This is a genomic window from Desulfuromonas acetoxidans DSM 684 (genome assembly GCF_000167355.1).
Classification (GTDB): domain Bacteria; phylum Desulfobacterota; class Desulfuromonadia; order Desulfuromonadales; family Desulfuromonadaceae; genus Desulfuromonas; species Desulfuromonas acetoxidans.
Genome location: NZ_AAEW02000043.1, coordinates 1 through 8,974 on the forward strand (window position 1 = coordinate 1; position 8,974 = coordinate 8,974).

The following is an 8,974-nucleotide window of genomic DNA, read 5'->3' on the forward strand; positions in this document are numbered from 1 at the left end:
CCTCTTTAGCCGTACGCACGATAACGGCACGGACGACATCACCTTTTTTCACTTTAGAATTGGGCATCGCTTCGCGAACAGAGCAGACAATAATATCGCCCAGCCCCGCATATTTGCGCTTAGAGCCGCCCAGAACCTTAATGCAGCACAACTTCCGAGCACCGGAATTATCAGCTACATCAAGAACTGTTTGCATTTGAATCATTATCTTTCTCCCGTCCTACAGTGTTTTCTCAAGGACCTGGCTGACCCGCCAGCGCTTATCGCGTGAAAGCGGACGCGCTTCGGTAATCAACACTTTATCCCCGGCAGCACACTGGTTTTCCTCATCATGTGCTTTATATTTCATACTGCGCTTAATGTACTTCTTGTACACAGGATGCTGAACAAGAGTATCTACTTTAACAACGACAGTTTTGTCCATCTTGTCACTGGTTACGATACCAACCAGCTTTTTCTTATTACGACGATCTGATGCCATATCACTCACCTCAACATCCATTACGCAAGTTTCTGCCGCAAAACAGTCTTGACCCGTGCAATATCCTTACGCACTTGAGGAATCTTGGCGGTATCGTCAAGATGTCCGGTGTGCAATTGGAATTTCAGGTTAAACAGTTCCTGGCTCAATTCCAGAGATTTTTTCTCAAGTTCTTCAACACTGAAGCCCTGTAATTCCTTAGCCTTCATTTGAACTCTCCTCTCTGGCTACAAACTTAGTTGAGATCGGCAACTTATGAGCAGCAAGACGTAAAGCCTCGCGGGCAACCTCTTCCGGAACACCCTGCATTTCATAAAGAACCATACCGGGACGAACCACGGCAACCCAGCTATCAGGAGAACCCTTACCTTTACCCATGCGGGTTTCAGCGGCTTTACGGGTCAGGGATTTATCAGGAAACACGCGAATCCAGATTTTACCACCACGTTTGATGTAGCGGGTCATGGCGCGACGCGCAGCTTCGATCTGACGTGAGGACAACCAACCACGATTGGTGGCCTGAAGACCGTAATCGCCGAAATTAATGTTGGTTGCACCCTTGGCCGCACCTTTCATGCGACCTTTAAACTGCTTTCTATGTTTGACCTTCTTGGGCATTAACATAACGACATACTCCTATCTGACAAGTCTACTGCTCTCGCGAGAGAACTTCGCCCTTGAAGATGAGAACCTTGACTCCAATAATACCGTAGGTCGTTTTCGCTTCAGCGAAACCGTAATCGATATCAGCACGAATCGTGTGCAGAGGCACACGACCTTCACGATACCATTCGGTGCGACTCATCTCGGCACCACCCAGACGACCACTGCACGTGATCTTAATACCCTGGGCACCGAAACGCAGAGATTGACCTACGCTACGCTTCATGGCGCGGCGGAAAGCGACACGACGCTCCAGTTGAAGCGCGACGCCTTCAGCCACGAGCTGAGCATTCATCTCAGGCTTGCGAACTTCTTGAATATTAAGGAAGATTTCCTTGTCGGTGAGTTTGGCCAGCTCCTGCTTAAGCGCCTCAACTTCCGAACCACGCTTGCCGATAATGATACCGGGACGCGCAGCATAAATATTCAATTTCATTTTACCTGCAGCACGCTCGATCTCTATTTTTGAGATGCCGGCATGATACAAGCGCTTCTTCAGGTAGTTACGCAGTTTCAGATCTTCATGGACAAAGCGTGCATAATCTTCGTCTGCATACCACTTCGATTCCCAGGTTCTGATGACACCCAGGCGAAACCCTACAGGATGAACTTTCTGGCCCAAACTATCACCTCCTTGATTGGCTAAATTTCGTCCAGAACGACCTGGACGTGACTAGTTGGCTTACGGATCTTACTGGCACGACCCTGAGCGCGAGGAATAAAGCGCTTCAAAGCCGGTCCTTGGTCGACCGTAATTGTCTTAACATACAGTTTATCAACATCTGCTACGCCTTTTTGCTCGGCATTTGCAACTGCTGACTTCACCAGTTCCGCAACGATACCTGCAGGCTTTTGCGGGGAAAAGCGCAAAATATTCAGCGCTTCCTGTACATTTTTTCCGCGAATCATATCCACGACAAGGCGAGCCTTTTGCGGGGACATGCGGACAAATCTTAATTTCGCTTTTGCTTCCATCCGGTGACTCCGTTGCGGTTATTTTCTCTTGGACTTCTTATCTGCACCATGACCGTAATAGGTCCGAGTAGGTGCAAATTCGCCAAGTTTATGACCTACCATATTCTCACTCACATAAACGGGAAGGAACTTCTTTCCGTTATGTACAGCAAAGGTATGCCCTACGAATTCGGGGATAATCGTGCTACGGCGAGACCAAGTCTTAATGACCTTGCTGGCCGTCGTTCCACCTTCCAAATCAACCTTGCGCAGCAGGCTTTCCTCTACATAAGGTCCCTTCTTAATCGATCTAGCCACGATACACTCCTCTACTTGTTCCGACGACGGACAATGAAACGATCCGTCCGTTTGTTCGTACGGGTTTTATAGCCCTTAGTGGGAACACCCCAAGGCGTAACAGGATGACGTCCACCAGAACTCTTACCTTCACCACCACCATGCGGGTGATCAACAGGGTTCATAGCTACGCCACGAGACTGAGGACGCTTGCCGAGCCAGCGATTACGTCCAGCCTTACCGATCTTGACGTTTTCATGGTCGGTATTACCCACTTGGCCAATAGTCGCACAGCACTCCTGGAGTACCAAACGAACCTCACCGGAAGGCAGACGAAGCTGAGCATAACGGCCTTCTTTTGCAGCGATCATGGCATAAGCACCAGCGCTACGTGCCAGCTGACCACCCTTGCCAACCTTCAGCTCAACATTGTGAACCCAGGTGCCCAAAGGAATGGCACGAATTGCCATGGCATTACCCGGTTGAATATCCGCCGACTCACTAGCGACAACCTCTGCACCAACCTCTAAACCAACAGGGGCAAGGATATAACGCTTCTCGCCATCAGCATAGCTCAGCAGAGCAATGCGTGCTGAACGGTTCGGGTCGTACTCAATGGAAACCACTCGAGCAGGAATTTCTCTTTTATCCCGCTTAAAGTCGATAATGCGGTATTTACGCTTGTGACCACCGCCAGTGTGGCGCTTTGTAATTCGTCCGTTGTTATTGCGTCCGCCAGACTTTTTCAGAGGTTCCAAAAGTGACTTTTCAGGTGTCGCTGTGGTTACCTCCTCGAAAGTCGAGGCTGTCATGTGGCGGCGCCCCGGCGAGGTCGGCTTAAACTTTTTGATCGCCATTATTCTTACTCCGTATCCCTTAGACTGTCATCACACGCCGAAGAAGTCGATATTGCTGCCTTCAGCGAGAGTTACATATGCTTTCTTCCGATTAGGACGCTTGCCAAATTGACGACCAACGCGCTTCACCTTACCTGCAACGATCATCGTATTGACATCATCAACCTTGACGTCGAAAGCTTTTTCCACAGCCTGTTTGATTTCAATCTTGTTTGCATCTTTAGCTACTTCGAATACAACCACGCGACCTTCTTCTTTCTGAATCGCGGTTTTCTCGGTAACCAGCGGCTTTTTAATAATGTGATGTAAAGGCTTCATTACGCCAACGCTCCTTCCAGCTGCTCCACAGCGCCTTCGGTCAAAACCAGGTTGGAGTACTTCATCACGTCATACACATTGACACCGTCGGCGCGCAACACCTTAACGTTACGGAGATTACGTGCCGAAAGTTCGACTTCAGGATTCGCAGCGTCAATAACAACGAGTGCATCCTTAAGTTCAAAGCGATCCACAACCTGCTTGAAACTTTTTGTGCTGATTGAGTCAAGCTTCAGCTCTGAAAGTACCGTCAGTTTCTGCTCCTGAAAACGGGAGGACAGCGCTGAACACAGAGCCAGCTTTTTTACCTTGCGATTCAACTTGAACGCGTAATTACGCGGAGTCGGACCAAAAGCCACACCACCACCAACATGGTTAGGGGCAGTAACGGTACCTTGACGTGCATTGCCGGTACCTTTCTGCTTAAACGGCTTCTTGCCACCACCGGCTACAGCAGCACGGTTTTTACACGCAGACGTACCCTGACGTCGTGCAGCAAGTTGATATCGAACCATGTCATGCACCAAGTACGGGCGAACTTCAGCGTCGAAAACGACCTCATTCAGCTCGCGCTCTGAAACCTGGTTTTTTTGCATATCATAAACAGTTACTTTTGCCATGCTAATATCTCCTGTATCTCTAACAGCCCGGAATTAAGCCTTAATGGCTTTACGGATCGTTACCAGACCGTTTTTAGGGCCGGGGATAGCACCCTTCACCAGGATCAGGTTCTGATCAGCGCGAACATCCACGATTTCCAGATTCTGAATCGTGACACGCTCGTTGCCCATCTGGCCCGCCATTTTCTTGCCCTTAAATACGCGAGAAGGCCAAGCACTGCAACCAATCGCACCAGGAGCACGATGAAACTTAGAGCCGTGCGTACTACGACCACCAGAAAAGTTCCAACGTTTCATGACGCCCTGAAAACCTTTACCCTTACTGGTCCCCATAACATCAACAATATCTCCGGCAGAAAAAACATCGCCACAAACGATCTCAGCACCAACTTCAAGCTCGGCGATTTCACCATCCATCTCACGAAGAGAGGCGAAAACACCCTTACCGGCTTTTTTAAAATGGCCCATTTTGGGCTTATTGATCCGATGGGCCTTCTGTTCGCCAAAACCAAGCTGTACAGCATCATAACCATCAGTATCGACGACTTTCTTCTGCACAACTGTGCAAGGGCCAGCCTCAATAACTGTCACAGGGATGCGCATACCGCTTTCGGTAAATATCTGGGTCATGCCCAGTTTTTTTCCCAGAATTCCGTTAACCATCATACTATCCTTATCAAAAACAATTCGTACTACAGCTTGATTTCAACAAAGACACCCGCTGAAAGGTCAAGCTTCATCAGAGCATCCACTGTTTGCTGTGTAGGGTCGAGAATATCCAACAGCCGCTTGTGAGTGCGGATCTCAAACTGCTCACGGCTCTTCTTGTTAACGTGGGGACCACGCAGAACACAATATTTGTTGATCACAGTCGGCAAAGGAATAGGGCCGGCAAGATGGGACCCCGTCCGCTTAACCGTATCAACAATTTCATTCACTGCCATATCGAGCAGTTTATGATCGTACGCCTTCAGGCGAATTCTTATTTTCTGGCTGGACATGTGTAACCTCAATTACTCAATAATTTCACTAACAACACCGGCGCCGACAGTACGGCCACCTTCGCGAATCGCGAAGCGCAGCTCTTTGTCCATGGCGATCGGGGTGATCATTTCGACGGACATGGCGATGTTATCGCCAGGCATAACCATCTCAACACCTTCAGGCAGCTCTACAACACCGGTGACGTCAGTGGTACGGAAGTAGAACTGAGGACGATAGCCTTTGAAGAACGGCGTATGACGACCACCCTCTTCTTTAGTCAGAATATAGGCCTCGGCCTTAAACTTGGTGTGAGGAGTGATGCTGCCGGGCTTGGCCAGAACTTGACCACGCTCAATATCTTCACGCTTAACACCGCGCAGCAACAGACCAACATTGTCGCCAGCCTGACCTTGATCGAGCAGCTTGCGGAACATCTCAACGCCGGTGACGGTTGTCTTGGTGGTATCTTTCATACCAACAATCTCAATTTCCTCACCAACCTTAATAATACCACTCTCAACACGACCGGTAGCAACCGTACCACGACCTGAAATGGAGAAGACATCCTCGACAGGCATCAGGAAGGCTTGATCGATTGCACGCTCAGGCTCGGGAACATAGGCATCAACCTCGTTCATCAGGTCGATGATGCATTGCTCCTCAGGAGCACCTTGGTCAGCTTCGAGAGCCTTAAGGGCGGAACCTGCAACGATAGGCAGGTCATCACCAGGAAAGTCATAAGCGGACAGCAGCTCGCGAACTTCCAGCTCAACCAGCTCCATCAGCTCTTCGTCATCAACCATGTCGGCCTTATTCAGGAACACAACGATGGCAGGAACACCAACCTGACGAGCGAGCAGAATGTGCTCACGGGTCTGAGGCATGGGGCCGTCAGCTGCAGAAACAACCAGAATAGCACCGTCCATCTGTGCCGCACCGGTAATCATATTCTTTACATAGTCAGCGTGACCAGGGCAGTCAACGTGAGCATAGTGACGGCTTTCCGTCTCATACTCAACGTGAGCTGTTGCGATGGTGATACCACGCTCACGCTCTTCAGGAGCGTTGTCAATTTGATCAAATGCGCGGGCTTCCGCCTGACCGAGACCAGCCATTACTTTGGTGATTGCCGCAGTCAGTGTCGTTTTCCCATGGTCAACGTGGCCAATCGTACCGATGTTGACATGGGGCTTTGTTCTTTCAAATTTTTCCTTTGCCATGACTTTGCTCCTTAGCCTTTCACTTTGGCGATAATCTCTTCAGAAATCGCTTTAGGCACTTGATCATAGTGGTCAAACACCATCGTATAAGTTGCACGACCCTGCGTCATACTACGCAGCTCGGTAGCATAACCAAACATACTTGCCAGAGGAACGTGGGCACTGATGACTTGAGCACTACCACGGGAATCCATCCCCTGAACTTTGCCACGACGACTGTTCAGATCGCCGATAACGTCACCCATATATTCTTCAGGAACAACAACCTCAACGGCCATCATCGGCTCAAGCAGAGCCGGTCCAGCCTTAGCTGCCCCCTCTTTAAAGCCCATTGAACCGGCAATCTTAAATGCCATTTCACTGGAGTCAACATCATGGTAAGAACCGTCGTAAACAGTAACCTTAACATCAACAATGGGGAAACCGGCAATAACACCGTTCTGAGAAGCCTCTTCAGCACCCTTACCAACGGCGGGGATGTACTCACGAGGAATAACACCACCCTTAATGGCGTCAACAAACTCAAAACCAGCACCAGGCTCCTGAGGCTCAATCCGCAACCAGCAATCGCCGTACTGACCACGACCACCAGACTGACGAACAAACTTACCCTGCACCTCAACGGATTTGGTAATCGACTCACGGTAAGCAACCTGAGGCGCACCGATGTTAGCTTCAACCTTAAACTCACGCTTCAGGCGATCAATAATAACCTCAAGGTGAAGCTCACCCATACCAGAGAGGATCGTCTGACCGGTCTCTTCATCGGTACGAACCCCAAGAGAGGGATCTTCAGCCAACAGCTTACCCAGAGCAACACCCATCTTCTCTTGGTCACTCTTGGTTTTCGGCTCAACCGCAATATGAATAACCGGATCCGGGAACTCCATCGCCTCAAGAAGACACTCACCTTCAGAGTCACACAGAGTATCACCAGTCGTGGTATATTTCAGGCCAACAGCGGCCGCAATATCACCTGAGTAAACCTGCTTAATCTCTTCACGCTTATTCGCGTGCATCTTCAAGATCCGACCCAGACGCTCCTTCTTGCCCTTGGTGGAGTTCAACACTGACGAACCCGCCTCAGCGATACCGGAATAAACACGGAAGAAGGACAACTGACCAACAAACGGGTCGGTCATAATCTTAAAGGCCAGAGCCGCAAACGGCCCATCATCATCGGCAGGACGAGTAATCTCATTACCCTTAGGATCGAGACCCTCAATCGCAGGAACATCGGTCGGACAAGGCATATAATCAACAACCGCATCCAGCAAGTGCTGAACACCCTTGTTTTTAAATGCACTACCACACAAAACAGGATTAATGTGCAGATCAATGGTCGCAGTACGAATAGCAGACTTGATCTCAGCAACGGTCAACTCATCGCCACCGAGATACTTCTCCATCAACCCCTCGTCGTACGTGCACAGCTCTTCCAACATCGCTTCGCGAGCCGCTTCCACATCACCAGACATCTCTGCGGGAATTTCCACCTCGTCGAAATTAGCACCCAGAGACTCATCGTCCCAAATAAATGCCTTCATCTCAACCAAGTCAACAACACCCTTGAAGTAATCTTCCTTACCGATAGGCAGTTGCAACGGGACAGGATTCGCACCAAGACGGTCTTTCATCATATCGACACCACGCTGAAAATCAGCGCCGATACGGTCCATCTTGTTAACAAATGCAAGACGAGGGACCCCATACTTATCAGCTTGACGCCATACTGTTTCAGATTGAGGCTCTACGCCACCAACAGAACAGAACACAGCGACAGAACCATCAAGGACACGCAGAGAGCGCTCAACCTCGATCGTAAAGTCAACATGACCCGGGGTATCAATAATGTTTATGCGGTTTTCTTTCCAAAAACAGGTGGTAGCAGCTGAGGTAATAGTAATTCCGCGCTCCTGCTCCTGTTCCATCCAGTCCATGGTCGCTGCTCCATCATGGACTTCACCAATTTTATGAGAGACACCCGTATAGTACAGGATCCGCTCAGTTGTTGTCGTCTTACCCGCATCAATGTGTGCCATGATGCCGATATTACGTGTATTAGCAAGAGATACTTTGCGTGCCACAGCTCAACTTCCTCCCAGAAACAATCCGTTACCAGCGATAATGAGCAAAAGCTTTATTCGCCTCTGCCATCCGATGCGTATCTTCCTTCTTCTTCACCGATGCACCACGATTATTGGCTGCATCAAGAAGCTCTGCCGCCAGACGCTCACACATGGTCTTTTCACCTCGACCACGCGACGCTGCCAACACCCAACGAATAACCAGGGCATTACGGCGATCAGGACGCACCTCAACAGGCACCTGGTAAGTTGAACCGCCGACACGACGTGATTTAACCTCAAGCATTGGACGAACATTCTCAAATGCCTTTTTAAAGACATCCACAGGATCCTCACCACTACGCTCAGCGACCAAATCAAACGCGCCGTAAACAATCTTCTCAGCAACACTCTTCTTACCACCCAACATCAGACTGTTGACAAACTTAGTCACCAACCGGTCATTATATTTAGGATCAGCAAGAACGATCCGCTTTGCAACTCTCTTCTTCTA

The 8,974-nt window shown here is 49.5% G+C and carries 14 protein-coding genes and 1 pseudogene; all 15 read right to left on the reverse strand.

Annotated elements, in window-relative coordinates:
* Nucleotides 1–205 (reverse strand): uL14 family ribosomal protein (locus tag DACE_RS16560; RefSeq protein WP_040367921.1); only part of this gene is annotated, 205 nt, incomplete at its 3' end.
* A gap of 15 nt (nucleotides 206–220) precedes the next feature.
* The gene (rpsQ, locus tag DACE_RS16565) at nucleotides 221–481 is read right to left on the reverse strand and encodes a 30S ribosomal protein S17 (protein ID WP_006003282.1); all 261 of its coding nucleotides are present in this window, start codon (nucleotides 479–481) and stop codon (nucleotides 221–223) included.
* 20 nt (nucleotides 482–501) lie between these two features.
* Nucleotides 502–690, reverse strand: coding sequence for a 50S ribosomal protein L29 (gene rpmC, locus DACE_RS16570; protein ID WP_006003284.1), 189 nt, complete (start codon nucleotides 688–690; stop codon nucleotides 502–504).
* Nucleotides 680–1,105 (reverse strand): 50S ribosomal protein L16, encoded by a 426-nt coding sequence (gene rplP / locus DACE_RS16575; RefSeq protein WP_006003286.1) that lies wholly within the window; start codon nucleotides 1,103–1,105, stop codon nucleotides 680–682. Before rplP ends, rpmC begins: the two co-directional genes overlap by 11 nt.
* Nucleotides 1,106–1,130: 25 nt before the next feature.
* Nucleotides 1,131–1,766 carry a 30S ribosomal protein S3 gene (gene rpsC / locus DACE_RS16580; protein WP_006003288.1) on the reverse strand — a complete coding sequence of 212 codons (636 nt, stop codon included), beginning with the start codon at nucleotides 1,764–1,766 and terminating at the stop codon, nucleotides 1,131–1,133.
* Nucleotides 1,767–1,786: 20 nt separating this feature from the next.
* Nucleotides 1,787–2,119 (reverse strand): 50S ribosomal protein L22, encoded by a 333-nt coding sequence (rplV, locus tag DACE_RS16585; RefSeq protein WP_006003291.1) that lies wholly within the window; start codon nucleotides 2,117–2,119, stop codon nucleotides 1,787–1,789.
* A gap of 18 nt (nucleotides 2,120–2,137) precedes the next feature.
* Nucleotides 2,138–2,416 carry a 30S ribosomal protein S19 gene (gene rpsS / locus DACE_RS16590; protein ID WP_040367923.1) on the reverse strand — a complete coding sequence of 93 codons (279 nt, stop codon included), beginning with the start codon at nucleotides 2,414–2,416 and terminating at the stop codon, nucleotides 2,138–2,140.
* 11 nt (nucleotides 2,417–2,427) lie between these two features.
* Nucleotides 2,428–3,252 (reverse strand): 50S ribosomal protein L2, encoded by an 825-nt coding sequence (gene rplB / locus DACE_RS16595; protein ID WP_006003292.1) that lies wholly within the window; start codon nucleotides 3,250–3,252, stop codon nucleotides 2,428–2,430.
* A gap of 30 nt (nucleotides 3,253–3,282) precedes the next feature.
* Nucleotides 3,283–3,570, reverse strand: a complete 288-nt coding sequence (locus DACE_RS16600; RefSeq protein WP_006003294.1) for a 50S ribosomal protein L23 — start codon at nucleotides 3,568–3,570, stop codon at nucleotides 3,283–3,285.
* Complete coding sequence (rplD, locus tag DACE_RS16605; protein ID WP_006003296.1) at nucleotides 3,570–4,190, reverse strand: 50S ribosomal protein L4; 621 nt, start codon at nucleotides 4,188–4,190, stop codon at nucleotides 3,570–3,572. The genes DACE_RS16600 and rplD overlap by 1 nt, the downstream gene beginning before the upstream one ends.
* A gap of 33 nt (nucleotides 4,191–4,223) precedes the next feature.
* Nucleotides 4,224–4,853 carry a 50S ribosomal protein L3 gene (gene rplC, locus DACE_RS16610; protein ID WP_040367924.1) on the reverse strand — a complete coding sequence of 210 codons (630 nt, stop codon included), beginning with the start codon at nucleotides 4,851–4,853 and terminating at the stop codon, nucleotides 4,224–4,226.
* A 29-nt stretch (nucleotides 4,854–4,882) separates the two neighbouring features.
* The gene (gene rpsJ / locus DACE_RS16615; protein ID WP_006003300.1) at nucleotides 4,883–5,191 is read right to left on the reverse strand and encodes a 30S ribosomal protein S10; all 309 of its coding nucleotides are present in this window, start codon (nucleotides 5,189–5,191) and stop codon (nucleotides 4,883–4,885) included.
* A gap of 12 nt (nucleotides 5,192–5,203) precedes the next feature.
* Nucleotides 5,204–6,394 carry an elongation factor Tu gene (gene tuf, locus DACE_RS16620; protein ID WP_006003302.1) on the reverse strand — a complete coding sequence of 397 codons (1,191 nt, stop codon included), beginning with the start codon at nucleotides 6,392–6,394 and terminating at the stop codon, nucleotides 5,204–5,206.
* Between the two features lie 11 nt (nucleotides 6,395–6,405).
* A complete protein-coding gene (gene fusA, locus DACE_RS16625; RefSeq protein ID WP_006003304.1) occupies nucleotides 6,406–8,481 on the reverse strand; it encodes an elongation factor G in 2,076 nt (691 codons plus the stop codon).
* Between the two features lie 28 nt (nucleotides 8,482–8,509).
* Nucleotides 8,510–8,974 (reverse strand): annotated as a pseudogene (rpsG, locus tag DACE_RS16630) (30S ribosomal protein S7); the annotation flags it as partial.

Coding starts and splice junctions, on each gene's coding strand:
- rplC (WP_040367924.1), bottom strand. CDS start 4,853: ATGGTTAACGGAATTCTGGGAAAAAAACTGGGCATGACCCAGATATTT.
- tuf (WP_006003302.1), bottom strand. CDS start 6,394: ATGGCAAAGGAAAAATTTGAAAGAACAAAGCCCCATGTCAACATCGGT.
- rplV (WP_006003291.1), bottom strand. CDS start 2,119: ATGGAAGCAAAAGCGAAATTAAGATTTGTCCGCATGTCCCCGCAAAAG.
- rpsJ (WP_006003300.1), bottom strand. CDS start 5,191: ATGTCCAGCCAGAAAATAAGAATTCGCCTGAAGGCGTACGATCATAAA.
- rplB (WP_006003292.1), bottom strand. CDS start 3,252: ATGGCGATCAAAAAGTTTAAGCCGACCTCGCCGGGGCGCCGCCACATG.
- rpsQ (WP_006003282.1), bottom strand. CDS start 481: ATGGCATCAGATCGTCGTAATAAGAAAAAGCTGGTTGGTATCGTAACC.
- rpmC (WP_006003284.1), bottom strand. CDS start 690: ATGAAGGCTAAGGAATTACAGGGCTTCAGTGTTGAAGAACTTGAGAAA.
- rplD (WP_006003296.1), bottom strand. CDS start 4,190: ATGGCAAAAGTAACTGTTTATGATATGCAAAAAAACCAGGTTTCAGAG.
- DACE_RS16600 (WP_006003294.1), bottom strand. CDS start 3,570: ATGAAGCCTTTACATCACATTATTAAAAAGCCGCTGGTTACCGAGAAA.
- rplP (WP_006003286.1), bottom strand. CDS start 1,105: ATGTTAATGCCCAAGAAGGTCAAACATAGAAAGCAGTTTAAAGGTCGC.